The sequence below is a fragment of the Dermabacter sp. genome (assembly GCF_032550575.1).
GTDB lineage: Bacteria > Actinomycetota > Actinomycetes > Actinomycetales > Dermabacteraceae > Dermabacter > Dermabacter hominis.
The window spans coordinates 97,562-121,789 of record NZ_JAWFZC010000001.1 but is presented as its reverse complement, the minus strand read 5'-3'; the positions used below and the strand labels follow the sequence as shown (position 1 = coordinate 121,789).

General features: G+C 62.0%; 22 protein-coding genes, 3 tRNA genes and 3 pseudogenes. 16 read left to right on the top strand and 12 right to left on the bottom strand.

The features are described 5' to 3' along the window. Positions 1-124: 124 nt before the first annotated feature. Positions 125-1,204, top strand: coding sequence for a GNAT family N-acetyltransferase (locus E6X30_RS00605; protein ID WP_016664501.1), 1,080 nt, complete (start codon positions 125-127; stop codon positions 1,202-1,204). A gap of 632 nt (positions 1,205-1,836) precedes the next feature. Here the strand turns inward: E6X30_RS00605 and E6X30_RS00600 are convergent. Beyond that, positions 1,837-1,910, bottom strand: a tRNA-Val gene (locus E6X30_RS00600). 79 nt (positions 1,911-1,989) lie between these two features. Next, entirely contained in the window at positions 1,990-2,400 is a 411-nt protein-coding gene (locus E6X30_RS00595; RefSeq protein WP_016664500.1) for a DUF3052 domain-containing protein, read from the bottom strand. Positions 2,401-2,629: 229 nt separating this feature from the next. Here E6X30_RS00595 and aceE point away from each other — a divergent pair, with 229 nt between their 5' ends. The 6 genes from aceE to E6X30_RS00565 all read left to right on the top strand — a co-directional run bounded on the left by aceE (position 2,630) and on the right by E6X30_RS00565 (position 9,519). Beyond that, positions 2,630-5,398, top strand: coding sequence for a pyruvate dehydrogenase (acetyl-transferring), homodimeric type (aceE, locus tag E6X30_RS00590; RefSeq protein WP_141742359.1), 2,769 nt, complete (start codon positions 2,630-2,632; stop codon positions 5,396-5,398). A gap of 5 nt (positions 5,399-5,403) precedes the next feature. After that, positions 5,404-5,796 (top strand): GntR family transcriptional regulator, encoded by a 393-nt coding sequence (locus tag E6X30_RS00585; protein ID WP_016664498.1) that lies wholly within the window; start codon positions 5,404-5,406, stop codon positions 5,794-5,796. Between the two features lie 12 nt (positions 5,797-5,808). Next, entirely contained in the window at positions 5,809-6,750 is a 942-nt protein-coding gene (locus E6X30_RS00580) for an ACP S-malonyltransferase (RefSeq protein ID WP_016664497.1), read from the top strand. A 5-nt stretch (positions 6,751-6,755) separates the two neighbouring features. Next, positions 6,756-7,757: a beta-ketoacyl-ACP synthase III gene (locus E6X30_RS00575; RefSeq protein ID WP_016664496.1), complete on the top strand. Its 1,002-nt coding sequence runs from the start codon at positions 6,756-6,758 to the stop codon at positions 7,755-7,757. A 188-nt stretch (positions 7,758-7,945) separates the two neighbouring features. Continuing rightward, positions 7,946-8,194, top strand: a complete 249-nt coding sequence (locus tag E6X30_RS00570) for an acyl carrier protein (RefSeq protein ID WP_016664495.1) — start codon at positions 7,946-7,948, stop codon at positions 8,192-8,194. An 86-nt stretch (positions 8,195-8,280) separates the two neighbouring features. Next, a complete protein-coding gene (locus E6X30_RS00565) occupies positions 8,281-9,519 on the top strand; it encodes a beta-ketoacyl synthase (RefSeq protein WP_016664494.1) in 1,239 nt (412 codons plus the stop codon). 906 nt (positions 9,520-10,425) lie between these two features. On the opposite strand, the gene E6X30_RS00560 is transcribed toward E6X30_RS00565, so the two are convergent. Continuing rightward, positions 10,426-10,617 carry a hypothetical protein gene (locus tag E6X30_RS00560; protein ID WP_016664492.1) on the bottom strand — a complete coding sequence of 64 codons (192 nt, stop codon included), beginning with the start codon at positions 10,615-10,617 and terminating at the stop codon, positions 10,426-10,428. Between the two features lie 27 nt (positions 10,618-10,644). After that, positions 10,645-10,971, bottom strand: a complete 327-nt coding sequence (locus E6X30_RS00555; RefSeq protein ID WP_016664491.1) for a hypothetical protein — start codon at positions 10,969-10,971, stop codon at positions 10,645-10,647. 92 nt (positions 10,972-11,063) lie between these two features. On the opposite strand from E6X30_RS00555, the gene E6X30_RS00550 reads away from it, so the two are divergent. Beyond that, complete coding sequence (locus E6X30_RS00550) at positions 11,064-11,423, top strand: metalloregulator ArsR/SmtB family transcription factor (protein ID WP_316335523.1); 360 nt, start codon at positions 11,064-11,066, stop codon at positions 11,421-11,423. Further along, a complete protein-coding gene (locus E6X30_RS00545; protein ID WP_316335522.1) occupies positions 11,420-12,022 on the top strand; it encodes a cadmium resistance transporter in 603 nt (200 codons plus the stop codon). The genes E6X30_RS00550 and E6X30_RS00545 overlap by 4 nt, the downstream gene beginning before the upstream one ends. A 102-nt stretch (positions 12,023-12,124) precedes the next feature. On the opposite strand, the pseudogene E6X30_RS00540 reads toward E6X30_RS00545, so the two are convergent. Together E6X30_RS00540 and E6X30_RS00535 are read right to left on the bottom strand one after the other, a co-directional pair. After that, positions 12,125-12,959, bottom strand: a pseudogene (locus E6X30_RS00540) (IS3 family transposase); the annotation flags it as partial. Between the two features lie 17 nt (positions 12,960-12,976). Beyond that, positions 12,977-14,296: pseudogene (locus E6X30_RS00535) on the bottom strand (ISL3 family transposase). A gap of 349 nt (positions 14,297-14,645) precedes the next feature. Here E6X30_RS00535 and E6X30_RS00530 point away from each other — a divergent pair. Next, complete coding sequence (locus E6X30_RS00530) at positions 14,646-14,936, top strand: ArsR family transcriptional regulator (protein WP_016664487.1); 291 nt, start codon at positions 14,646-14,648, stop codon at positions 14,934-14,936. Positions 14,937-14,950: 14 nt separating this feature from the next. Then, complete coding sequence (locus tag E6X30_RS00525) at positions 14,951-15,172, top strand: hypothetical protein (protein WP_016664486.1); 222 nt, start codon at positions 14,951-14,953, stop codon at positions 15,170-15,172. Between the two features lie 343 nt (positions 15,173-15,515). On the opposite strand, the pseudogene E6X30_RS00520 reads toward E6X30_RS00525, so the two are convergent. Further along, positions 15,516-15,960 (bottom strand): annotated as a pseudogene (locus tag E6X30_RS00520) (transposase); the annotation flags it as partial. Between the two features lie 72 nt (positions 15,961-16,032). Then, positions 16,033-16,314, bottom strand: a complete 282-nt coding sequence (locus E6X30_RS00515; RefSeq protein ID WP_316335521.1) for a hypothetical protein — start codon at positions 16,312-16,314, stop codon at positions 16,033-16,035. Positions 16,315-16,599: 285 nt separating this feature from the next. Between E6X30_RS00515 and xerC the strand changes: the two genes are divergently transcribed. Beyond that, a complete protein-coding gene (gene xerC / locus E6X30_RS00510) occupies positions 16,600-17,718 on the top strand; it encodes a site-specific integrase (RefSeq protein WP_316335520.1) in 1,119 nt (372 codons plus the stop codon). A gap of 48 nt (positions 17,719-17,766) precedes the next feature. On the opposite strand, the gene E6X30_RS00505 is transcribed toward xerC, so the two are convergent. Beyond that, positions 17,767-17,843, bottom strand: a tRNA-Ile gene (locus E6X30_RS00505). Between the two features lie 151 nt (positions 17,844-17,994). On the opposite strand from E6X30_RS00505, the gene E6X30_RS00500 reads away from it, so the two are divergent. The 4 genes from E6X30_RS00500 (at position 17,995) to E6X30_RS00485 (ending at position 19,697) form a co-directional block, all read left to right on the top strand. Beyond that, positions 17,995-18,067, top strand: a tRNA-Asn gene (locus tag E6X30_RS00500). Between the two features lie 79 nt (positions 18,068-18,146). Further along, a complete protein-coding gene (locus tag E6X30_RS00495; RefSeq protein ID WP_316335519.1) occupies positions 18,147-18,635 on the top strand; it encodes an OsmC family protein in 489 nt (162 codons plus the stop codon). Further along, positions 18,635-19,120, top strand: a complete 486-nt coding sequence (locus tag E6X30_RS00490) for a peptide deformylase (RefSeq protein ID WP_070458690.1) — start codon at positions 18,635-18,637, stop codon at positions 19,118-19,120. The genes E6X30_RS00495 and E6X30_RS00490 overlap by 1 nt, the downstream gene beginning before the upstream one ends. Positions 19,121-19,205: 85 nt before the next feature. Continuing rightward, complete coding sequence (locus tag E6X30_RS00485; RefSeq protein ID WP_070458692.1) at positions 19,206-19,697, top strand: DUF3145 family protein; 492 nt, start codon at positions 19,206-19,208, stop codon at positions 19,695-19,697. Between the two features lie 29 nt (positions 19,698-19,726). Here the strand turns inward: E6X30_RS00485 and dnaG are convergent, their stop codons facing one another. From dnaG to dusB, 3 genes are read right to left on the bottom strand one after another with little or no spacing between them, the layout of a single operon-like run. Then, positions 19,727-21,730 carry a DNA primase gene (dnaG, locus tag E6X30_RS00480; RefSeq protein ID WP_316335518.1) on the bottom strand — a complete coding sequence of 668 codons (2,004 nt, stop codon included), beginning with the start codon at positions 21,728-21,730 and terminating at the stop codon, positions 19,727-19,729. 15 nt (positions 21,731-21,745) lie between these two features. Continuing rightward, positions 21,746-23,059, bottom strand: a complete 1,314-nt coding sequence (locus E6X30_RS00475; RefSeq protein ID WP_034373020.1) for a deoxyguanosinetriphosphate triphosphohydrolase — start codon at positions 23,057-23,059, stop codon at positions 21,746-21,748. Between the two features lie 3 nt (positions 23,060-23,062). Next, the gene (dusB, locus tag E6X30_RS00470) at positions 23,063-24,220 is read right to left on the bottom strand and encodes a tRNA dihydrouridine synthase DusB (RefSeq protein WP_016664476.1); all 1,158 of its coding nucleotides are present in this window, start codon (positions 24,218-24,220) and stop codon (positions 23,063-23,065) included. Positions 24,221-24,228: the final 8 nt, after the last annotated feature.

Genomic DNA, 24,228 nt, shown 5'->3' with positions numbered 1-24,228 from the left:
GCAACCTCCCCGAGGTCTACTGCGCGGAGGCGTCGCACAGGTTTGCGATGTTCCCAGTAGCTCACCCCACCAGCCTAACCAAACACGCTTCCGTTAGCTATCCATTCTATGTTAGGTTTAGCGCATGCTGGATGCCACCACCCTCCCGATCACCTTTGAGAACACTCGCCTACGCCCCCTCTTTGAGCTGGACGCAGGCGCGTATGCAGCCGGCACCAAGGATGAAGCTGTGCGGCGCTTCGGCCACCTGCCCGAGTCCGACTACACCCCCGAGTCCGTGCGACGGATGATCCGTGACGAGGTTGCTGAGGGTCTGTCGTCCGGCACGCTGGCAGTTCTCGCACTTGCCGACGCCGAGACGGACCGGTTTGTGGGCTCCTTGGTGCTCTTCGACGCCAGCTCCGAGGCTGCCGAGGTCGGGTTCTGGATTCATCCGGATGCGCGGGGAGCAGGGCACGCTCGTCGGGGCCTGGAGTTGGCATCGCGCTTCGCACGCAACAGTGGATTGCGAACCTTGACAGCACGCACGCTCCTGGAGAACAAGGCCTCCCAGCGGTGCTTGACGAACGCAGGGTTCCATGAGGTCGAGCGAGCCGTCGGAACCACGCCCGCAGGACAGCGCGAGGAACTTTTCCATTACCGGCGCGATCTCAAGCCCACCGCCCAGTGGCCGTTGGCGACGGAGCGGCTTCGGCTCCGTCCGCATAACGCCGACGATACCGAATGGCTTCACGAGCTGTACTCGCGACCCGACGTTGCCCGCTACCTGCTGGACGAGCCATGGACCGCGGAAGTCACCCACGACAAGCTCACCGAACGCCTAGCGAAGACTGACATCGATGGCGAGAGTGGCGCGCTTGCGCTGGTCATCGAGCATGACGGCGTCCCAATCGGAGACGTCGCGTTGTGGCTCACCGATCACGAGCACCGTCAAGGCGAGATCGGGTGGGTTCTCGACCCAGCGCACGGTGGGCAAGGTTTCGCCAGCGAAGCCGTCCGAGCAGTACTCGCCCTCGGGTTTGACCACTACCGGCTCCACCGCATCACCGCGCAGATGGATGCCCGCAACAGCGCCTCGGCAGCACTGGCTCGTTGTGTCGGGCTCCGGCTCGAAGCACGTCACGTCCAGGACTGGTTCAGCAAGGGCGAATGGACCGACACCCTCATCTTCGCGCGACTTGCCTCCGAGCACATGCGCCAATGATCAGGAGTCTGACTTTCATGCTCCCTGTATACGGTCCCCAAATCTACCGCGCTCTGACGACGTATCGCAATATTGCAAGGCTGAGATGACTCAAGATCCCCCTGCGCCGGCCTCGCAGCGCACACGGTGGTTCGTGCTCACCGCCGTCTCTCTCGGTTTGCTGCTTGCAACGGTCGACACTTCGATTCTCTACGTGGTCGTGCCTCTTCTGACGGACGGGTTGTCGGCGAGCGTAAGTGAGTCACTGTGGATCATCAACATGTACCCCCTCGTCATGACTGGCCTACTGCTGGGCACCGGGTTGGTTCTTCGACCCTGTGGACAGGTTCGCGGAAGGAGACCGGCATGGCAACGTCACCGACACCTACGCCGCGGCCCGAACAGGCTTGGACCGGCTCACCAAACTCCTCGACAACCTCTACAACAAGTGCGACCCAGCCGAACGACGCATCCTCAACCGCGCCCTGTTCACCCGCATCACCATCCACGACGAAGAAAACGCCACCTACACACCCGAGCAGACCACCCCACCGTCCTTGCCCACACCAGCATCGACGCCCCGGTGCACGTCACCGCAGAAACAAAACTGCCCCGCCATCAGGCGGGGCAAGTTTCGATTTTCTCATCTTACGTGGGTCTTGAGGGACTCGAACCCCCGACATCCACGGTGTAAACGTGGCGCTCTAACCAACTGAGCTAAAGACCCGCGCGGACTATCGTCGCACGAGCGGCTGGATTCGGCAAAACGGGAAGCGGAAAGGCGTCGGAAAACTCTTCCGCGAAAACTACGACCGCGAGGCCAACCGCGTGCCAGACCAATCCGGCGCAAGCGAAACCGCATTCATTCCGCGCAAGCCGGCGGTGTTCGCCGCTTCCTGGATATCCGCGGGATCCACGTGACCCGGGCGGCCGGGTTTCGGCGTGAGCAGCCATACGGGCCCTCCGGCGACGAGGCTCGACAGGCAATCGACGAGCGCATCGGTGAGATCACCGTCACCATCGCGCCACCACATAATGACACCGTCCACGATCTCGCGGGAGTACTCATCTTCGAGGTCGGCGTCGATAAGGTCCTCGATGGCATCGCGAAGGTCGAGATCTACATCGTCGTCATACCCGAATTCCTGAACGAGCTGGCCTTCGTGGAACTCAAAAACTTCGGCAAGGTTGTCGCTCGAAGCTGCAACCGGTGACAAGGGGCGACTCCTTCGGAGGTCGGAAATGAGATGGAGGATCTCGGGACGCTCCAACTGTACCTAAGGACTCCGGCGGTGTCACTCACAAAAACACGACGTGAAGCCACGCCCGAAGTGTGAGACCCGCGGCACCTTTAACCGCCCCGCGCTCACCTCTCTTTCGGGCGCACGCTATACGCTAGGACGGCACAATGGCGGGCCTTAAGGCACAGCCCTTTTCACTCACACCATGAGGGAGAACAACAGCGTGAACTCGAACGACATCACCGGGCGTCAAGGGATCGGTCTTCCCAGCCACGCGAACGACGTGGATCCCGAAGAAACGAGGGAGTGGATCGAATCGCTCGACGCGGTCGTAGCGAACAGCGGCGCGGAGCGTGCCTCCCACATCGTCGGCAACCTCCTCACGCGCGCACGCGAAAAGAATGTTGACGTTCCCAGCGTGGAAAACACCGACTACGTCAACACCATCGCCGCGAAGGACGAGCCCGAGTACCCGGGCGATCTCGACATCGAGAAGTCGATCCGACGGGCCGTGCGCTGGAACGCAGCAATGCAGGTGCATCGCGCGCAGCGTCCCGAAATCGGCGTCGGTGGCCACCTCTCGAGCTACGCCTCCATTTCCACCGTCTACGAGGTTGGCTTCAACCACTTCTTCCGCGGTCGCGAACACCGCGGCGGTGGCGACCAGGTGTTCTTCCAGGGCCACGCCTCCCCCGGTATCTACTCGCGAGCCTTCCTCATGGGGCGCCTGAATGAAAAGGATCTCGACGGTTTCCGCCAGGAAAAGTCGAACCCACACGGAATCCCCAGCTACCCGCACCCGCGCGCGATGCCGGAGTTCTGGCAATTCCCCACCGTTTCGATGGGCATCGGCCCCGTCAACGCAATTGAGCAAGCCTCCATTAACCGCTACCTCCACAACCGTGGTCTGAAGGACACGAGCGAGCAGCACGTGTGGGCATTCCTCGGCGACGGCGAAATGGACGAGGTCGAGTCGCGAGGCGCCCTCCACATCGCCGCCAACGAGCAGCTCGACAACCTCACGTTCGTCGTCAACTGCAACCTCCAGCGCCTCGACGGCCCCGTGCGTGGCAACGGCAAGATCATTCAGGAGCTCGAAGCCCAGTTCCGCGGCGCGGGCTGGAATGTCGTGAAGGTCGTGTGGGGCGAGGGCTGGGACAAGCTCTTCGCCGCAGACACCGACGGCGCCCTCGTGGACCTCATGAACACGACCCCCGACGGCGACTTCCAAACGTTCCGCGCCGAATCGGGCGGCTTCATCCGCGATAACTTCTTCGGCCGCGACCCGCGCACGAAGGCCCTCGTCGAAGACATGAGCGATGCCGACATTTGGTGGGGTCTCAAGCGCGGCGGCCACGATCCCAAGAAGATCTACGCGGCGTTCAAGCATGCCACGACAGTGAAGAACGGCAAGCCGACCGTCATCCTCGTGCACACCATTAAGGGGTACGTGCTCGGCAAAAACTTCGCGGGCCGTAACGCGACCCACCAGATGAAGAAGTTCACGATCGATGACCTCAAGCAGCTGCGCGACACGCTGCACATTCCGTTCACCGATCGGCAGCTCGAGGCTGATCTCTACAACCAGCCGTATTACATGCCGGCCGAAGACTCGCCGGAAATGCAGTACATGCGTGAGCGCCGTGCAGAACTGGGCGGCGTTGTTCCCGATAACCGCCACAAGAAGGCGACGTTCACGGTTCCCGGCGAGAAGACTTGGGCCGTCGCGAAGCGCGGCTCCGGCAAGCAGGAGGTCGCCACGACGATGGCACTCGTGCGCCTTCTCAAGGACCTCATGCGTGACAAGGAAACTGGCAAGTACTGGGTTCCGATCATTCCCGATGAGGCCCGCACGTTCGGCCTCGACGCGATGTTCCCGACCGCGAAGATCTACAATCCGAAGGGCCAGAATTACCTTTCGGTGGACCGCGATCTCCTCCTTGCGTACAAGGAATCCTCGCAGGGTCAGATCAAGCACATGGGTATTAACGAGATCAGCTCGACGAGCGCCTTCACTGCTGCGGGTACGGCCTACTCGACGCACGAGGTGCCTCTCGTGCCGTTCTACATCTTCTACTCGATGTTTGGCTTCCAGCGCACCGGCGACTTCTTCTACGCCGCCGGCGACCAGATGGCCAAGGGCTTCGTGATCGGCGCAACGGCTGGCAAGACGACCCTCGCGGGTGAAGGTCTCCAGCACATGGATGGCCACTCCCCGCTGCTCGCGTACACGAACCCCGGTGCGGTTATTTACGACCCCGCCTACGGCTACGAGATCGGGCACATCGTGCGCGATGGCCTGCAGCGCATGTACGGGGAGAACGAAGAGCGCCTCCAGGAAGTCTTCTACTACCTGACCGTGTACAACGAGCCGATCCACCAGCCCGTTGAGCCCGAGAATGTCGATGTCGAGGGCATCATCAAGGGCATGTACAAGGTCGATGATGTTCAAGAGGGCGACGGCCCCGTTGCCCAGCTCATGGCCTCGGGCGTTGCAGTCCCGTGGACTCGCGAAGCACGCGATCTTCTCTACAGGGACTGGGGCGTTCGCTCGGCTGTATGGTCGGTGACCTCGTGGAGCGAGATGCGCAACGACGCACTCGCCGCGGACAAGCACAACTTCCTCCACCCCGAAGAGGAACCCAGGACGCCGTGGATGGTCGAGAAGCTCAAGGACGCCGAGGGCCCGTTCGTGGCGACCACGGACTTCGACTACCTCGTTCCCGACATGATCCGCCCCTGGATGCCGAACGACTATGCCGTTCTTGGCGCCGAAGGCTGGGGATTCTCAGACACGCGAGCTGCGGGCCGCCGCTACCTGCACATCGACCGCGAGTCGCTCGTCGTGCGCGCTCTCAAGTCGCTCGCGGATCAGGGCACGATTGACCGGTCGATCGTCAAGCAGGCCATCGACAAGTACGATCTGCTGAACGTCAACGCCGGTTCGTCCGGTGGCGCAGGCGGGGACGCCTGAGCATCATGGTCGCTGAACTGCCGTGGCTCCGAGTCGACGCGTCCGCGCCGAACGCCGCCGCGCAGCTCCATGATTCAATCGCGAATGCCGCGGCGGAGGGCACTCTCGCCCCGGGTGAGAAGTTGCCCTCCGTCCGTGCACTCGCGGAAGTCTGCCACGTCGCACCGAACACGGCGGCGAAGGCCATTAAGTCACTTGCGGCGGCAGGTATTGTGGAAACCGATGGGCGCCGGGGCACGCGCATAAAACCCTGGGGCGAGGTGGAACGCTCGCTTCAAGAGGCTCTTGCGCATGCCGCGCGCCTGGCAGTTTCATCGGGGGTTGGGGCCGACGTCTCCCTCGCGATGTTCGAGGCCGCGCTCCGCACGGAAGCGGCCTCCTCTCGTTCGACAGTGTGAAAGGACAGTGGCGTGCTCGTCATTGCATCGCCCGGCCAGGGCGCTCAGAAACCGGGGTTTCTCGCCCCGTGGCTGGACATCGATAGCGTCGCGGAATATGCGGGCTCCCTCGGCGAAGCCGCTGGCGTCGACATTGTGAAGCACGGGACCGTGTCGGATGCCGACACGATACGTGACACGGCGATTGCCCAGCCGCTTCTCGTTGCCTCGAGCCTGATCGTGCACAGCGTACTTTTCGGCGCGCTCGACATGCCGCGCCCCGATTTTTACGCGGGGCACTCGGTCGGTGAGGTTGCCGCGGCTGGTCTGAGCGGGACCCTCACGGAGACGGACGCGATGGAGTTCGTCCGTGATCGTTCGCGGGCCATGGCAGAAGCCGCCGCGGCAGAAGAAACCGGGATGGCGGCAGTCGTGGGCGGTCTGCGCGAGGACGTTTTCGCGAAGATCGAAGCCGCCGGTGCCGTTCCCGCAAACATCAACGGAGCGGCTCAGGTCGTCGCAGCCGGCTCGCTCGCGCAGCTCGAGAGCCTCAAGGAAAATCCGCCGGCAAAGGCTCGCGTAATCCCGCTGCAGGTGGCCGGCGCGTTCCACTCCCCTTTCATGGAAAGCGCGCGAGAAGCGCTCGCCACTCGAGTAAGCGACTACTCGGTGCGCACCCCCCAGATTCCCGTGGTCTCGAACGCCGATGGCGCCGTCGTCCACGACGGTCAGGCGTTCCTCGAGTCGCTCGTCACGCAAGTCGCCCATACCGTCGATTGGCTCGCGTGCATGCGCACGTTTGAGGCCGAGGGTGTCACCGGCATCCTCGAACTTGCACCTGCAGGCACCCTCACCGGTCTCGTCAAGCGGGACGCAAAGTCGATCGCTCGGTTCGATCTCAATACTCCCGATCAGCTCGATGCCGCGCGCGATTTCGTGCGCGAGCATGCCGGCCAGACCCCGAAGGAGGCATAGGTTCGGTGGTCACTCTTCGCCCCTCGAAGCCCGTTGCGGGCTCACAGATTCTCGCCTACGGCGCCGCACGCGGCGACCTCGTTGTCACGAACGATGACATCGCAGGCCCTATCGACTCGTCCGACGAATGGATCCGCCGCCGCACGGGCATTGTGACCCGCAAGCGTGCGAGCGAAGGCATTCACGTCATCGACCTCGCCGAAGAGGCCTCGCGAGAAGCAATCGAAAAGTCGGGTCTCGACGCTTCGGCCATTGACGCGGTCATCGTCTCGACGATTTCGTTTGAATATCAAACGCCTTCTGCGGCAACTCTTCTCGCGGCCCGGCTCGGGATTGAGGATGCAGTCGCCTACGATATTTCGGCGGCGTGTGCAGGCTTCTGCTACGCGGTCGGCCAAGCCGACGCTCTCGTGCGCTCGAGCGCCGCAACGAACGTGCTCATCGTGGGCGCAGAGAAGCTCTCAGATCTCATCTCCCCCACCGACCGCTCGATCTCGTTCCTCCTTGGCGACGGGGCGGGTGCTGCGATCGTTGCCGCTAGCGACGAACCGAAGATCGGCCCCACTATCTGGGGTAGCGACGGCGAGCATTGGGACACGATCCGCATGACGCACTCGCTTCTCGAGTACCGCGACCAGCCGGAGCTCGGTTTTCCGACTCTCGAGCAGGATGGCCGCACCGTGTTCCGCTGGGCCGTGTGGCACACCGCCGAGATTGTCCGTAAAGCTCTTGATGAAGCGGGGCTCACCGTCGACGACATCGACGTTTTCGTCCCTCACCAGGCGAACATGCGCATCATCGATGAGCTCGCTAAACAGCTCAAGCTTCCCGAGAGCGTCGTCATCGGCCGCGACATCGCTGATACCGGCAACACTTCTGCCGCATCTGTTCCGCTCGCCGTGCATCGTCTCCTCGACGAGGGCCAGGCGAAGTCCGGTGACGTGTGCGTGCAGATTGGTTTTGGTGCCGGCCTCGCGTACGCGTGCCAGATCGTCGTCTTGCCGTAGGGTGTGCTTCGCTTGCCCGGTCCGGACCTACCCCGCGGGACGATCTCATGCGCCCGAGCGCAGGGCGAGCCGCGATCGAGCAGAGCGAGACACACGTCAAACTTGCAACCGTCGGAACCAGAACCTTCAGGTTTATGCCTGTAGGCTTATGCCGCTGATTTAATTCGTAAAGCACAAAGGAGAGCCTCATGGCACACACCGAAGAAGACATCCTCGCTGGCCTCGCCGAGATCGTAAACGAGGAAACCGGTGTTGAGACCGCTGACGTTCAGCTCGACAAGTCCTTCACCGACGACCTCGACATCGACTCGATCTCGATGATGACCATCGTCGTGAACGCTGAGGAGAAGTTCGACGTGCGCATCCCCGACGAAGAGGTCAAGAACCTCGTGACCGTTGGCGACGCCGTCAAGTTCATCCAGAACGCTCAGGCCTGATTGTTGCCGGTGCGCGCTCGCCCGTTAGCGGCGGGCGCGCACTTTAATCTTTTCGCCCTTTTCCATCACGCCCGCAAGGAGAACCCATGAGCGAGAGCCCTCGCGTAGTTGTTACCGGCCTAGGCACGTTCAACCCGCTTGGAGTCGACATTGAAAGCTCCTGGAACGCCGCCCTTGCGGGACAATCGACCGCCCACACACTCGAGAACGATTGGGCCGAGCGCTACGGACTCGCCGTCGACTTCGCGTGCACGGTTGCGGGCGATCCCCTCGACTACCTATCGAAGCCAGAAGCTAAAAAGCTCGACCCCAACGGCCAGTACGCGATAATTGCCGCACGTGAGGCCTGGAAGGACGCAGGCAACCCCGAAGTCGATCCTCTGCGCCTTGGCGTTGTGGTCGGTACCGGCATCGGTGGCGTGTGGACGATCCTCGACCAGTGGGACACCGTGAAAGAACGCGGTGCGCGCCGCGTGAATCCGTTCACGGTCCCCATGCTCATGGCGAACTCCGCCGCCGCTCACATCGAGATCGAGTTCGGAGCGAAGGCAGGCGCGCACACGCCCGTTTCCGCGTGTGCATCTGGCGCCGAGGCACTCGCGCACGGCCTCGACTTCGTGCGCAGCGGCCGCGCCGATATCGCCATTGTTGGCGGCACCGAAGGTTGCGTGCATCCGCTTCCCCTCGCGGGCTTCGCGAACATTCGCGCTCTCTCCACCCGCAATGATTCGCCCGAGACCGCCTCTCGCCCGTACGACCGTGATCGCGACGGCTTCGTGCTCGGCGAAGGCGCCGGAATCATGGTCATCGAGACTGAGGAACACGCCAAAGCCCGCGGTGCGCATATCTACGCCTACCTCGCTGGGCGCGGCATGGCTTCCGACGCCCACCACATTTCCGCCCCGAGCACCGAAGGCCAAGCTCGCGCGATCCGCGAATCCCTCACCGACGCTGGCCTTACCGCACGCGACATCGTTCACGTCAACACGCACGGCACCTCGACCCCGCTCGGCGACCTCAACGAACTCGAGTCCATCTCAATCGCTCTTGAGGGTGAAACCGATCAGGTCGTCGTCACGTCGACGAAGTCGATGACGGGCCACCTCCTCGGCGGCGCGGGCGCTGTTGAATCAATCTTCACCATTCTCGCCCTCCACAATCGGGTGGCGCCGCCCACGATCAACATCGAAAATCTCGACGAAGGCGTCTCGATGGACGTCGCAAACGGCAAGCCGCGCGAGCTCCCGAGTGGTGACATCGCGGCGATCAACAACGCCTTCGGCTTCGGCGGCCACGACATGTCGGTCGTGTTCGCAAGCGCGTAATCGACGCGCTCGGTCGCACACGTACAAACGGAGTCCAACGGTTGTCGGGCCCCGTTTGTGCTGCATGCGAGGGCTTTGCGTAGGCCCGGCGGGGCTTGAACCCGCGACCGACGGATATGCCCGTGTGTGAGTCAACCAAAATCGCATACATCGCATTTGCGCAGGTATACCAACGAGCGCGGGGATCATCGAGGCCATGTTGAAAGCAGAGTCGATCGTGTTTTGAGTGTCCTCGAAAAACCCGCTCGGCGGCTTCGTTTGGAACTTCCCGATCGCGTTATTGGATGTCCACCGGATCACCGGCACGAACCTGTTTTGACTGCTCACGTTGCCATAGCACTTTGAGGTCGTCGAAGTGGACGAATCAAACGTCCCATCTGCCAAGACGACCAACCCATCTGACCCTCGAAGCACCGGCGTGCTTTCACCAACGGCCACCATGCCCTCGCCCGTGAGCGCTTCGTTGCCGATCTGGAGCACACCTTCACCGTGGGCAAGCGCCCGCGCCGGAGTAATGACAAGTGTGAGGGCTGCAAAGATCACCGCCGCGATAACAGCGAAGCGGCTAAGGCGTTTGGCGGGCGTGAGGGTCTTAGCGTCCATGACCGGCTTTCCTTGAGTGGGCATATAACCCGAACCATGCACACGCCACCCACCCGAGACCGAGACCGAGCCCGAAATACGAGGGCGCATAACCCCGTGCAGCAAAATGCTTTAAGCGAGCAGATTTCTTTAGTTTTGAGGAGTACCGATGGATCCCGTACGAAACCCCTATTCCCCCGGTGGGAGCTTTCAGTAAACTCCCCGACCAGTTGTACCGGGTTCGTGGCTACACCCCGGTCACACCGGGTTCCGACTCCGGTTACACGACAGAAGTCAATTATTTGACATGAGCAGAAGCGCTCCTTAGAACGGGAAGTCAGGAAATTCCGCTTCCGCCTCTTCCTGCCTCTCGGCAAGCTCCACGCTCCACCGTGAACGCTCGACAAGCTCGTCAAAGGTGAGCACCTCCGGTGACTTGCGGTTCGAGCGGAAACTTTCAAAGCTACGGAACTTCGAGCCAATTCGGTTGCCTTGGGCGCGGCACAAATCGCACATGGGCCGATCATCAGAAACGAGCGTGGTTCAACCAAGTATGCACCGTCGCCAGTGTTGTCTCCCTCGTTGTCCCTCTCGGCAATCCATCCGGCAAGGTTCTCCTTGGCGGCGCGAACCGTCGTCGAACCCCGAGGTGTCCCCGCTGCAAACGGGAATCGAATCGAGGCTGCGGATGAGGTAGATAAGTTTGTTCGAGCCTTCCCGGTTCAAGATGATGAGGCCATCGAGTTTTGTCCCGTTCGTATCATTGCTTGGGGCCTGAAAACCGATCTCCCGAACTACGCCAGGCTCGTGCGCAACTTGAATCTCGAACTGGCGACGCTGTTTTTGCAACTTTGCCGGAATCTCTGCCATCTCTTCTCCTTCCACTGTCACTTGAGCAGCACACACAGCTGCACCGCTACCCGGAACTTAACTAATTCAGTGCTCGCTGTATAGTTCAGTGAATGCTGACTATTGCTTCGCGCCTCGACGTAATGAACCGCCTGGGTCGTGCACTGGCCGACCCTACTCGATCCCGGATCATCTTGGCCCTGCTCGACCATCCCGCTTACCCGGCGGAACTATCCCGAGATCTGGACCTGACACGCTCGAACGTGTCCAACCACCTGGCATGCTTGCGCGATTGTGGGATCGTCGTCTCCGAGCCCGAGGGTCGTCGGACACGATACGAGATCGCCGATCCACACTTGGCGCAGGCGCTGACTACATTGGTCGATGCCACCTTGGCAGTAGACGAAGACGCCCCGTGCATCGACCCCGCCTGCGCACTTCCCGAATGCAACGTAGCTGGGGTGGGCGCATGAACCTCACTACGGTCTTGCAGGCGATAGGCCTGTTCGCAGCTACCAACATCGACGACATCATCGTGCTCGCCCTCTTCTTCGCACGAGGGGCACGCCAGAGCGGCACCACCGCCCGCATTTTGGCCGGCCAGTACCTCGGATTTGCCGGCATCCTCGGTGCCGCGATCCTTGTGACCATCGGTGCCGGAGCATTTCTGCCTCCGGCAGTCATTCCATACTTTGGTCTCATCCCGCTGGGCCTCGGCCTCTGGGCCGCATGGCAGGCCTGGCGCGGAGACGATGACGACGATGATGACGAGGCCAAGGTTGCCGGCAAGAAGGTCGGCGTTTGGACAGTCGCAGGCGTCACTTTTGCCAATGGCGGCGACAACATCGGTGTCTACACCCCTGTATTCCTTAGCGTGGAACCTCTCGCAGTAGTCGCCTACTGCATCGTCTTCCTCGCGCTCGTTGCGGTCCTGGTGGCCCTGGCAAAGTTCGTCGCCACCCGCCCCCCGATCGCGGAAGTGCTCGAACGCTGGGAGGACATCCTCTTTCCCATCGTTCTCATCGGCCTCGGCATCGTGATCCTCGTCAGCGGCGGAGTCTTCGGGCTCTGACGTAGCGGCAGTGTTCCAAAAGACCCCGCCCGTGCCAACCTCATCAACAAGGGTCTCGTGTACGCTCCCGATTGAAGCGTCCTGGGTTTGGTTCCGCTTCTTTTACGGCCCTGTGTTGATGGGCTGGGTGAGATAGTACTCGGTTTCTACTTCCTGTGGGGTGGCGTAGTCCAATGCTTCGTGACGACGCTTGGTGTTCCACCAATGCACCCACCGCAAGGTGGCCAGCTCGACTTCCCCCACTGACGTCCACGGGCCTTGGGAATGAATCAGTTCCGCCTTGCAGAGGCCGTTGACTGTTTCGGCTAGAGCATTGTCATAGGAATCGCCGACTGTTCCCACACTCGGACGGATTCCGGATTCCGCTAGCGCGGTGGAATACGTCAGTGACGCGTACTGGCTGCCCCGATCACTGTGGTGAATTAACTGGTTTTCATGAATTCGCCCTGCAGTCGTTAACGCATGCTCCAAAGCCTCCATGGGCAGCGCATCGGTACGCATCGTCGAGCGTGTAGCAACACCAACAATTTTTCGGCTGTAGACATCCACGACAAAGCGCGGTGTAGGCGAACCCTGACAGGGTGTGAACATAGGTAGTGTCGGCAACCCAAAGCCTGCCTGGCGCTTGTGCACGGAAGTCTCGCTGTACAAGGTCTGGGCGATGATCCGGTGTCTTCGTGCTAATCGTTGTCACAGGGGTTCGTCCACGCCTGCGGCCACAAACACCTGCGAGCTTCATCAGTCGTGCGGTCTTGTCGCGGCCGATATGGAAGCCTTCACGGTTCATCGCGTGCCACATCTTGCGGATGCCGTAAACCGAGAAACTCTGCGCATGCACACGCTGAATCTCTGGGATGAGAAGGCTATCGGTTAAGGCCCTTGCACTGGGAGTGCATGTAGGGGCTTTGCGGTAGCCGCGTGAAGTAATGAGGCTCTTCGCCGTTCCGATAGGGATCAGGTGATCAGTCCGCCGGCGACGAGGAGCACGCGGAGGCGGTAGTTGTCGCGGTTGCGGTAGCCGCGGGCGAGGCGCCGGTGCAGCTCGATGATGCCGTTGACGGCCTCGGCGCCGCCGTTGTTCGCGCGGTCGGTGTCGAAGTAGGCCAAGAACGCCTGCCGCCAGCGGCGCAGGGTGCGTCCCAGGCGGGCGACCTCGGGGATCGGGCAGGTGTGGAACGCGTCCAGGATCTTCTCGGCGCGGCGACGGCCCTTGGTCGTGTCCTTCGCGCGGTAGGCGGCTCGGAGGTCTTGGACGCAGCGCCAGGCGACGTAGACCTCCTCGTGGGCGGGATCGGCCAAGATCGCGGTCTCGAGGCGGGCGAGCTGGCGGTCGGTGAGGTTCTCGGCGCCGGCGCGCAGGATGGTCTGGATTCCGAACAGGGGGTCGCCCTTGCGGCCGCGGTGCCCGGTGGTGTCCTGCTGGACTCGGCGGCGTACCTCGTCGACGACCTGCGTGCCGAGCTTGACGACGTGGAACGCGTCCAGGACGGCGGTGGCGTCGGCGAGCTCGGCGTCGATCGCGGACTTGTAGCCACCGAACGGGTCCAGGGCAGCGACCTCGATCCGCGCGCGGAAGTCGACGCCGCGGTTGAGCAGCCAGTCGGTGTAGGCCTTCTTCGAGCGGCCGGGCACCAAGTCCAGGAGCCGGGCGTGCACGCGTCCGGCCTGGTCACGGGGCAGGTCGACCATCCCGGTCAACTCCTTCGGGCCGCGCTCACGCACGTCACCGTAGTGCCAGATGTGCTCATCGACCCCCAGGGACGTCACACCGGCGAACCTGGTCGGGTCACCGGCCAGACATTCGAGCTCGGGCTTGACCGCGCGCCACAGCGTCGCCCAGCCGACCCCCAACCGGCGGGCGAGCCCAGCGATCGTGGCGTGCTCGCGGCGCAGCTGTCCGACTGCCCACCACACCGCGCGGCGGGTCAGGACGCCGCGAGCGGCGACCAGGGTCGGGACCTGCTCGGCGAACGTCCCCCGCGGGCACTCGACCTCGCCGCAGCGCCAACGTCGTTACCGCCAGACGATCTGGACCCGAACGTCGCCGTGCGGCACGTCGCGCAGCACCCGCACCCGCCGGCCGCGGCTGAGCGCGACGACCCCGCAGTCCGGGCAGCACGCCAGCTGCCAGGGCGTCGAGACCGTCACCCGCGTGGTGATCGGGTCGCGATCAACCCGCTCGACTCGAACGCCATCGAGCCCGAACAGAAGATCGCAGCGAGCGCAGGGATTGGTGGTCGTGCGCGCGTCGGCGCACCCCGTAGCGTGAGACACGTCGAGGTCCTCGCGAACAAATCGGGCAGCTTGGTCGCTCCTGATCCTCGGGGACCTCGACCCCTACCCGCCGCTCAACCCGCCGAACCCCTCACTCCCCACCGCAACGGTGAAGAGTCGAACAAGGGTCAGGCCCCAGGAGACTTCGCAGCTCGTCGCGCGCAAGGAGGAGGCGACCCCATGAGGTCGACCCCTCCCGTACTCGCCGGCGGTGCAGGCCGGCCCGCAGTCCGACCGGCCACCCCGGGTGAGCAGCCAGCGTCTCCGCCAGACCCGGCAGAACTTGCGCACCGCTGACTGTAAGCATATACTTACACCTGACATCGTTCGATTACGATCCGGAGGGGTAATGGACGCAGCACGGCTCGCTCAGATACTCAGTGCTCTCGGAAGTGAGCCTCGGTTGCGAATTATCGCCTCTCTAGAGACGGAGTCGACCCATGTCAGTGAGCTGGCCCGCCGACTCGGGATGTCTCGGCCACTGCTCTACCAGCACCTCAACCGCTTGGAAGCTGCTCGACTCATCGAGAGCGGCCTGGAACAGCTCGGAGAGAGCCGAGTGAGGAAACACTACTGGGTCGCTCCGTTTCAGCTTGAAATAACTCCAGACCACATTGTGCGCCTGATTAATCAAGAATAGGAAAGGGAATCTTCATGACACTTACCACTACCGTATTTGTTGTCATCCTCGCCGCCGCAATACCACTCGCGATCTTCGTTGTTCTTACCGTCTGGGTGGTAGGCACCGTCACCAGCGCACGACGCGAAACAGCGACGGCGATCGATGGTTCGAACCAACTCATCGTGGAGCACCTAAGCAACATCACCGAGCGGTTGGATCGGATTGAGGCCCAACTCAGCGAGATCCCCGAGTAATCAGGCCCTCCAGAGAGCCGGTGACCGCCACGCCCCTCTTCATGACGCTGGAGGGCGTGCAGACCATCATGTCCATTGGCCGCTCCCAGCCCTACGCACTCGTCCGCTCCGGTGACCTGTGAGCGATCCAGGCCGGCGGCCGCGGACTTTGGCGCGTCGAGCGCCCCGGGCTCGAGGCATCCAAGCCCACCCACCGTCAGACCTCCAACCTCCACGACCTTAAGAGGCTCTTCCCAGATGAGGGTGTAGCGCACGTAGAGTTCAGCATTGTCGAGGTCCTTGGTGCGAGCAGAGGTAAGAGTCCGCTCATCATCGGGGACCTCGACGCCTACCTCCAGCTACCCCGCACCACCGGCGCGCCCACACTCAGCTCTGAAGAGCCAGTAATGAATCCACGATCTGCTTGTTTAAGGACTCGGCAGATGGCCTCGACCCCAAACTGATCTTTATACGTGTCGATGTAGGAGATCATTTGGTCGTGGGTCGGTCGAGTTCCGCTGCGAAAAAACCGAAGCAGTCTTAAGAATCCCGTTTGCTCGTTTCAACTCGCGGTTTTCACGGCGCAGACGCTTGAGCTCTTCTTCCATTGTCTCGCCGCCTGAAGCGTCAGAGTCATCACGTACTGAAGCGCTGTCACGGTACCAAGCCCGCAACGTGTGGTGAGATACTCCAAGGAGCTCACCAACCTCCGTGTAGGCGCGTTGCAGTGAGCAAGACTCCAAGCGGACCATTTCGATGATCTGATGGACCGCCTTCTCCTTGAACTCGACGGAATACCTTCTAGGCATAGTTCAATCCTTCCTTAGCTGAGGTAAGAACTAAATCCAGGACGCTTCACAACCTCCGGCCTTCCAGGGGTTCTAGCGCTCCAAAGCTAAATCAAGCCGACGGTTTTCCCTTTCACGCTTACGCCGCTGGCGCTCAAGCCACGCCTGAGACTGCTCCGGCGTCATGCTCGTCAGGTGCCACCGCTTGCGCTGTTTGCAGGAATAGGCTTCCTGGGGGTGTTTGTGCAGGCCAGACTTGCCAACCCATCGCCCGTTGTCGAGCGCTTTTTGCACCTCGCCACGCGATCCGTAGATAACTTTGCCGCTTGGACAGCGACGCTTTCCGTTACTGTCGCGGTTTTTGCGGTATCCCATGACGCTTCCTTTCAAACTGGCCGATGCAATTTTGTGTACCGCCAAGGGCTAGAAGCCTTCTCGTGGTGAGAGACTAAGAGCGACCTCGCCTTGATCCACCTGGAGTACAGCCATACCACGCCAGTCCCTCGCGCCCGGAGAAATCGGAACCATCTCGCACCAGGTGAAGCTCGAAGGGAAATGGGTCATTGAGGAGGAGGCGAAGCTCAAGGGGTCAAGCCTTCCTCTCTTCCGCGTCGGGCTAGAGCGCGCGCAAAACTCAGCAACGGCAGAGATGTCCGGTTCATGGTCTCGGGCCCTACGAAAGGCGCGATCGAACACCGGATCAAGCTCAAAATGCGCGAGGCAGAAGAGAAGCTTGCGCGAGAAATCGAGGAGCGCTCTTCTCGACAGCCCCTCGGTGAGTACGCGCAGCGCTACCTTGATGGAATCGACGCAGGTGTTCTCGAGCGCGAACGCTCCAGCGCCACGAGAACGAAATATCGCTACACAGCAAAAACCTACGCACTCAATAGCCCGCTCGCCGACCTCAAGATCGACGACATCACGAGAAACCAGCTCACCGACGAGCTGCTGCGCCTTGGTCGCGAAGGGCTGACGGGCGAGCGCAAGCACGTCCTGACAATCTGGCGAAAACTATGGGAGATCGCCGATGGCGATGTAACCGACACCCCGCCACCTTCACCACTTGACCGGCTACGCCTTCCCCGCGACGGCGCAGTCAGCAAAAACCCGCAGGTGGTTCATAAAGACCGCGCCTACACCGATGAGGAAATCGCGCCCCTCATGGATACGGTGATGAATGACCCGCGCGCCCAAGGTAATAACTCCTCTGACGCCATCATGCTGCTTCTCCAAACCGGCTGCCGTATCGGAGAAATCGCCGGGCTGCGCTGGCAAGACGTCGATCTTAAAACTGACCCGCCAGCGATCCACCTGCGCGGCCAGATCCATACAGAAGATGGCGAGCGTCGATGGGAGCCTCGGCTGAAGTCGAAGCTCTCCTACCGCTCTATCCCGCTCACGCAGCAAGCGTGCGAAGTGCTCAAACGGCAGCTTTCACTGCGCATGAGGCCTGGGGCAACAGATGCCGAAATGGAGTTTGTCTCCGCCACGGCTCGAACCGGTAGCATCCCCGACCCCCGCGCCCTCACCCGGTCACTTAGACGCACACTATCCGATGCCGGGCACCCAGAGATGAGTTCACATACTTTCCGCCGCATTGTTGAGCGCGGGTTAGAAGAGTCAGGCCTTTCACGAATGGATCGTGAATCCCTCATGGGGAACACCATCCAAGTGGCCGAGCGCCACTACTCCACCCACGGCGTACCCCAACGCGCCTTGGAGGCGTTGCAGGCAGAACCAAAACGGACAATAAACGGGAAATCGCCACTTTGTCCGTGAAAAACTAGAACGAAAATAGGCCCAAAAACACGGTGTGACCTAGGCATATGGTAGGCCCGGCGGGGCTTGAACCCGCGACCGACGGATTATGAGTCCGGTGCTCTAACCGACTGAGCTACGGGCCCGCGTATGGGTTCCATTATCGCCGGTTCATGCCTCGGAAGAAAAGTTGACGCGGCCCGAGCGCCATGAGCGTGGCCTTTGGCACATCTGCGCCAGATTGAGCCTCTGAATTGGCGAGATAGGCCGGGGCGCTGCTAATGTATTTCGAGTCGATCCCCCATAGCTCAATCGGCAGAGCATTCGACTGTTAATCGAAGGGTTATTGGTTCAAGTCCAATTGGGGGAGCAACAGAAGGCCCCGGGGAAACCCGGGGCCTTCACTTTTCGCGGTAGCGTTAAGCCCCGAGGTCTGGAAGAAGGTACCCATGAGTGTTCACTCGCCCGAGTCATTTGAGCGGCCCGAGGATTTCGGACCGGGCAGCGTGTGGGTCGATCGAGTCGCCACTCGCCAGTACGTGGGTCACACTCAGTCGGGTGTGGAGATCCCCATTGGTCTCGAAGAAGGCCGCGTCAGCCCCGGGGAGCTTTTGAAGCTCGCTCTCATTGGGTGCGCGGGATTGTCGATGGATCATTCGGTTGCGCGGCGCCTCGGCGAGGACTTTGCGGCGCGACTTTACGCGCACGGTACGTCCGACGAAAAGGACGACCGCTACCATGAGATTGACGAGACGATTCAGCTGGATCTCTCCGGTCTTGAGGAGCGAGAGCGGGAAAAGCTCGCCGCCGTCATCGATCGCGTCATTGATGCGGCGTGCACGATTCAGCGCACTGTCGTTCCTGGGGCCGAAGTGCGCCACACGATTACCGATGCACATTCCGCTAGCGCGGCTGCATCGCACGAGGAGGAGAAGTAATGGCCAAGCGCGACATTCGCATTGTTGGCGACCCGGTTCTGCGCACCGAGTGCGATCCGATTAAGGACATCACCCCTGGCGTTCGCGGCCTTGTCGAGGATCTCCTGGAGAACGTCAACGAGGAGGGGCGCGCCGGTCTTGCCGCGAATCAAATCGGGGTGAGCTTGCGCGCGTTTTCCTGGAACATCGACGGTGAGCTCGGCTACATCCTGAATCCGGTCATCACCTACCTGTCTGAGGAAAAGCAGGGCGGTGACGAAGGCTGCCTTTCAGTTCCGGACCTGTGGTTTCCGCGCGAACGCGCCGCGAAGGCGGCGTGCGAGGGCATTGACCTTGACGGAAACAAAATCGTGCTCGAGGGCGATGGAATTGTCGCGCGCTTGATCCAGCACGAGGTGGGTCACCTCGACGGTGCGCTTTATATCGACGGCCTCGAGAAGAGCGAGAAGAAGAAGGCGTTGCGGGCTATCCGCGCAAACCTCTAGACTGTCGTAAGGCCCGAGCTAGGCCACCGCAAGTATCAACGCGAATCGTGGGGAAGACGTTTCGATTGATACGAAAGGTAAGCCCATGGCTCGTGGAACCCTCACAATCCACTCCGTGCCGCGTGCCCTCGCACCTCATCTTGAATGGGCCGTCAGCGGAGTTCTTGGTGTGCCCGTACGCGTGAAGTGGCATCGCCACGAAAGTGATCCCTCGCAGCTACGCATGGCGATCAACTGGACCGGCCCCGAAGGCCTTGGTGCACGCCTCGCGACTGCGCTGCGTGGCTGGGACAGCGTGCGCTTCGAAGTCACGCAAGAGCCGGGAGGCGGCGAAGAGGGGGCACGGTGGATGTATACACCCTCGCTCGGCATCCATCACGCCGCGATCGATGCGGCGGGCAACGTCACGCTCACCGAAGACCGTATTCGTTTTTGCATTGCCGCTGGTGCCGGCGACGCCGCGCGCATCGAACAGGAGATCGGCAAGGCTCTTGGCGAGGCGTGGGATCGCGAGCTCGAGGCATTCCGCGTGGCCGCGAGCGGTGAGGAACCGCGCCGCCTTCACCTCGTCGGCTGACGGACCGTTTTCAAAAACTCCGCGTGTCTCTAGTCTTTGAGGGCGCGGAGTTTTTGCTGCGCCTCTTGAAGGGCATTCATGGTCGCCCGGTACTCCTCGGCGTCACGCTCGGGGGTGAGCCTACCGAGTTTGCGACGCAGCTCGGAAATGTCGTGCGTGAAGCTCAACTGCTGTAGTCGGCGTATGAGCGCGGGCCCCAGACGGTTCAGTTGCTGCTCGTCGCGCGCGGGAAGCGGGTAGGAGGCAAGGTCGCCGATGAGCGGGCGCAAGGAATCGCCTGCAATTTCCATGACCGCTTCGACAAACGCGCGCACGCTCACGTTCTTGTGCGCCGCTTCCTCGAAGAGGCCGGTCGCAATCACGCAGTCCCACACGCTCTGCAGGGTCACCGTGCGAAATGGCTCGTCGGGCAGCGCATGCACATCCTCGATACTGACGCATGAGGGCGCTTGAAGCAGGAGGGACAGTGCCTGCACTTCGGCCGTCTCGATCGGGTCGTGCGTCTGCGTGATATCTCGCAGGCGGATGGGCGACAGGAGGGGTTCGGCATCGGTGGGTGCGTGGGTAGCGTCGGAACCGCCCGCGCCGGGGCTCTCCGGGGGGTGTTCCGACGCTTGCTGCGCGATCCTGCGCTGCTCATATACCGCCTTGCCGGCGTCCTGAACCGCCCGTTGAACGGTTCGTTCGTCGAGGCCGAGCCACCCGGAGAGCCTGCGCGCGTATTCGGGGCGAAGCGCGTGATCTCTGATCTGTGCAACGACAGGGGCGGCCATTCGCAGGCCGGCGATCTGGCCTTCGGCGGTGTCGAGGTCGACGGAACGCAGCGCTGCTCGAATAGCGAACTCGAACATGGGAATGCGGGCAGCAATGACGTCTTTGAGCGCTTCCTCACCGCGCTTGACGCGAATGTCGCACGGGTCCATCCCCTGGGGATCGACGGCGACATACGTTTGGGCAACGAAGCGTTGGTCTTCGCGGAATGCTTTGAGAGCCGCGTTTTGCCCCGCTTCGTCGCCATCGAACGTGAAGATGACTTCTCCCCCGGCCCCCGCGAACGTTCCGCTACCGCTGGCAAGGCTCAGCGAGCTGAGCGCAGAAGTGTCGCCCATAATCCGGCGCACGAGGGTAACGTGCTCGGAGCCGAAGGCGGTTCCGCACGAGGCGACGGCGGTGTCAATACCGGCTGCGTGGGCTGCCATCACGTCGGTGTAGCCCTCCATGACGACCACCTGGCGTTTCGAGGAAATGTTTTTGCGCGCAAGGTCGAGACCGTAGAGAACCTGCGATTTCTTGTAGATGGGGGTCTCGGGTGTGTTGAGGTACTTCGGGCCCTTGTCGTCGTCAAAAAGGCGCCGCGCTCCAAAGCCGATCGTCTTGCCCGTCACATCCCGAATCGGCCACACGAGGCGGCCGCGGAATCGGTCGTACACGCCGCGCTGCCCCTCAGAAACAAGCCCGCTCAGTGTCAGTTCCTTTTCCGTAAATCCGCGCCCACGCAAATGCTTCGCGAGATTGTCCCAGCCCTGAGGAGCGAAGCCGATGCCAAAGTGCGCGGCGGCGCGAGGGCCAAAGTCACGTTCAGCGAGGAACCTGCGGCCGATCTCCGCCTCGGGGCTCGTCAGATGTTCACGGAAGAACGCCTCCGCGACCTCGTGCGCGGCGAGCAAACGCTGTCGGGTGCCGAAATCCGTGCGCGGCCCGGAATCGCGATCAGCGCGGGAAGAGGATTCTTCATATCGCAAATGGATACCGTAGCGCGACGCCAAGTATTCGACTGCTTCGGTGAAGCTCATGTGGTTGATTTTTTGGACGAATTCGATCACGTCTCCGCCCTCGCCGCAGCCGAAGCAGTGGTAGCGGCCGATCGCGGGACGAATGTTGAACGAGGGCGTTTTTTCGTCGTGGAAAGGGCACAGGCCCTTCATCGAACCTAGGCCCGCGCTCCTGAGGGAGACGTGCTCGGAGACGATCTCTTCGAGGTTCGCGCGCTCGCGCACAGCCACGATGTCCTCGCGTTTGATGAGGCCTTTCACGCGCACCTTCCTCGCTCAGTTAAACGGGATTTCCGGGCCGAACCCGGGAAGTGGCACATCGCCCGCCAATGCATCCGAGTAGGCGCCAGAGAAGAACTCGGAGTGCAGTCGCACTGCGGAGACATCGGTGAGCGACGCGATCTGATCCACGATAACTCGCTCGCGCTCCTGAAGCGTGTTCGCCCGCTCGTACAGCACGGTAAAGATGGGATCCAGGTGCGCCGCTCCCGTGCGACGAAAGAGCGCAAAGAGATCCGTAAGGATCTGCTCCTGGAGGGCATACACGCCCTGCTGAGCCCTGCTCGACATGACGTATGCGGCCGCGAGACCTTTGAGAACGCAGATCTCTCGCTCGGTGTCCTCGGGAATCACGACGCTTCCTTCGAAGCGTGCGAGTGCGTGCTGCCCGTGTGCCTGACGAGTCGCCTCGACAACCGATCCCACGAAGCGACCGATGAGCTGAGAGCACATGTCCTTCAATGCCGCCGCGGAGAACGGATCGCCCGAATGCTCCCACTGCCACACCGTTTCGTTTTCGAGCCGCGTGAGGGCGACATCAAGGTCACTAATTTCGAGATGCGGGGTGTACCAGTCCTGGACAACATAGAGCGCAGCTTCGCGCTCTTGCGGGTCTTTCAGTGCGCGCAGCGTGATGGTTCCGCCCGTTATCGCGTCCTCGATATCGTGCACCGAATAGGCGATATCGTCAGCAATATCCATGACCTGTGCCTCGAGGCACTTACGGTGCTCGGGCGCGCCTTCGCGCGCCCACTCATACACGGGCAGATCATCCTCATAGACCCCGAACTTAGGCGAGTTGGGATTCGGCCCTTCACCGCGCCGCCACGGGTATTTGATCGCTGCATCGAGCGCCGCCCGCGTGAGGTTGAGGCCGTAGCTCTTTTCGCCACCAAGGACCTTCGGTTCGAGCCTCGCGAGCAGGCGAAGTGTTTGAGCGTTCCCCTCAAATCCGCCGATGTCACGCGCGAGTTCATTGAGCACCCGCTCGCCGTTGTGCCCAAACGGCGGGTGCCCCAGGTCGTGTGAGAGGCACGCGGCGTCCACGATATCGGGGTCGCAGCCAAGTTCATGGGCGATATCGCGGCCGACTTGTGCGACCTCTAGCGAGTGAGTGAGTCGGGTGCGGGAAAAATCGTTCGAGCCAGCCCCGAGCACCTGGGTCTTTGCACCGAGGCGCCTGAGCGCCGACGAGTGCAGCACTCGCGCGCGATCGCGTTGAAACGGCGTGCGTGCCTGGGACTTCGGTGGCTCCGCGAAAAAACGCTCAATGTCGCGCGAATGGTACGGGGCAGGAATGTGTGGTGGCACGTCTCAACCTCCCGAGACGGAAAGTTCCGCCTCGTGCAAACGAGCGCGGTGCTCTTCTGAGATCTCGCGCGAATCGAGCCAGCCGTCGGGCATGTGGGTGCGTTTCGGGTGCCCTGCCCGCCCGCGGGGGCCTTCAACCGGCTCACCCGGGTACGGTGCGTCCCAGTCGAGACCAGCAAGCTTCTCCTTGAGGTCCTCGAGCGATTCCATGGTCGCAAGGGCGTGCCGTGCTTTGCCACCCACCGGGTATCCCTTGAAGTACCAGCCGACATGCTTGCGCAGGTCACGCACGCCTCGGCCTTCGTCCTCAAAGAACTCGATCAGAAGCTCGGCGTGGCGAATGAGCACCTGGGCAACCTCCCCGAGTGTCGGTTTCACTCGATCAGGTTTGCCGGCGAATCCCGCGGCAAGATCGGCGAAGAGCCACGGCCGCCCCTGGCAGCCTCGGCCGACGACCACGCCGTCACACCCCGTCTGCTCGACCATACGCAAAGCGTCTTCAGCGCTCCAGATATCCCCGTTTCCGAGCACCGGAATGCTCGTGACCGCTTGCTTCAACTCCGCGATCGCGTCCCACCTAGCATGCCCCGAATAGTGCTGATTGGCCGTGCGCCCGTGGAGCGCGATCGCCGCAGCACCGGCCTCTTCCGCGATGCGTCCCGCGTCGAGATAGGTGAGGTGCGAGTCATCGACTCCCATCCGGGTCTTGACCGTCACGGGGACGTCCTCGGCGGCCTTCACGGCCTCGGTCACGATACGGGTGAACAGTTCCGTCTTCCACGGAAGCACCGCACCGCCGCCCTTGCGGGTGACCTTAGGAACGGGGCAACCGAAATTGAGGTCGATGTGGTCAACGAGATCAAGCTCGCGCAGCACGCGAATCGAAGCGGCGATGGTCGCGGGATCAACGCCGTATAGCTGAACCGAGCGAGGCGTCTCCCGCTCCCCCATCGTCACGAGACGCATTGTTTCCGGGTGGCGTTCGACGATCGCGCGGCTCGTCACCATTTCGGAGACGAAAAACCCACCGTCGTTTTCCGAGTGAAGCGCGCCGAACTCGCGGCACAGGAGACGAAACGGCATGTTCGTCACGCCCGCCATCGGGGCGAGAACCACGGGAGTGTCGCTCGTGTGAGGACCAATCGTGAGGGAACGGCTCATGCGCGAAA

Excerpts from the sequence above, each read along its gene's own strand:
- E6X30_RS00605 (WP_016664501.1), top strand. The coding sequence starts at position 125 with ATGCTGGATGCCACCACCCTCCCGATCACCTTTGAGAACACTCGCCTA.
- aceE (WP_141742359.1), top strand. The coding sequence starts at position 2,630 with ATGAGGGAGAACAACAGCGTGAACTCGAACGACATCACCGGGCGTCAA.
- E6X30_RS00585 (WP_016664498.1), top strand. The coding sequence starts at position 5,404 with ATGGTCGCTGAACTGCCGTGGCTCCGAGTCGACGCGTCCGCGCCGAAC.
- E6X30_RS00570 (WP_016664495.1), top strand. The coding sequence starts at position 7,946 with ATGGCACACACCGAAGAAGACATCCTCGCTGGCCTCGCCGAGATCGTA.
- E6X30_RS00565 (WP_016664494.1), top strand. The coding sequence starts at position 8,281 with ATGAGCGAGAGCCCTCGCGTAGTTGTTACCGGCCTAGGCACGTTCAAC.
- E6X30_RS00560 (WP_016664492.1), bottom strand. The coding sequence starts at position 10,617 with ATGTGCGATTTGTGCCGCGCCCAAGGCAACCGAATTGGCTCGAAGTTC.
- E6X30_RS00555 (WP_016664491.1), bottom strand. The coding sequence starts at position 10,971 with ATGGCAGAGATTCCGGCAAAGTTGCAAAAACAGCGTCGCCAGTTCGAG.
- E6X30_RS00550 (WP_316335523.1), top strand. The coding sequence starts at position 11,064 with ATGCTGACTATTGCTTCGCGCCTCGACGTAATGAACCGCCTGGGTCGT.
- E6X30_RS00545 (WP_316335522.1), top strand. The coding sequence starts at position 11,420 with ATGAACCTCACTACGGTCTTGCAGGCGATAGGCCTGTTCGCAGCTACC.
- E6X30_RS00530 (WP_016664487.1), top strand. The coding sequence starts at position 14,646 with ATGGACGCAGCACGGCTCGCTCAGATACTCAGTGCTCTCGGAAGTGAG.
- E6X30_RS00525 (WP_016664486.1), top strand. The coding sequence starts at position 14,951 with ATGACACTTACCACTACCGTATTTGTTGTCATCCTCGCCGCCGCAATA.
- E6X30_RS00515 (WP_316335521.1), bottom strand. The coding sequence starts at position 16,314 with ATGGGATACCGCAAAAACCGCGACAGTAACGGAAAGCGTCGCTGTCCA.
- xerC (WP_316335520.1), top strand. The coding sequence starts at position 16,600 with ATGGTCTCGGGCCCTACGAAAGGCGCGATCGAACACCGGATCAAGCTC.
- E6X30_RS00495 (WP_316335519.1), top strand. The coding sequence starts at position 18,147 with ATGAGTGTTCACTCGCCCGAGTCATTTGAGCGGCCCGAGGATTTCGGA.
- E6X30_RS00490 (WP_070458690.1), top strand. The coding sequence starts at position 18,635 with ATGGCCAAGCGCGACATTCGCATTGTTGGCGACCCGGTTCTGCGCACC.
- E6X30_RS00485 (WP_070458692.1), top strand. The coding sequence starts at position 19,206 with ATGGCTCGTGGAACCCTCACAATCCACTCCGTGCCGCGTGCCCTCGCA.
- dusB (WP_016664476.1), bottom strand. The coding sequence starts at position 24,220 with ATGAGCCGTTCCCTCACGATTGGTCCTCACACGAGCGACACTCCCGTG.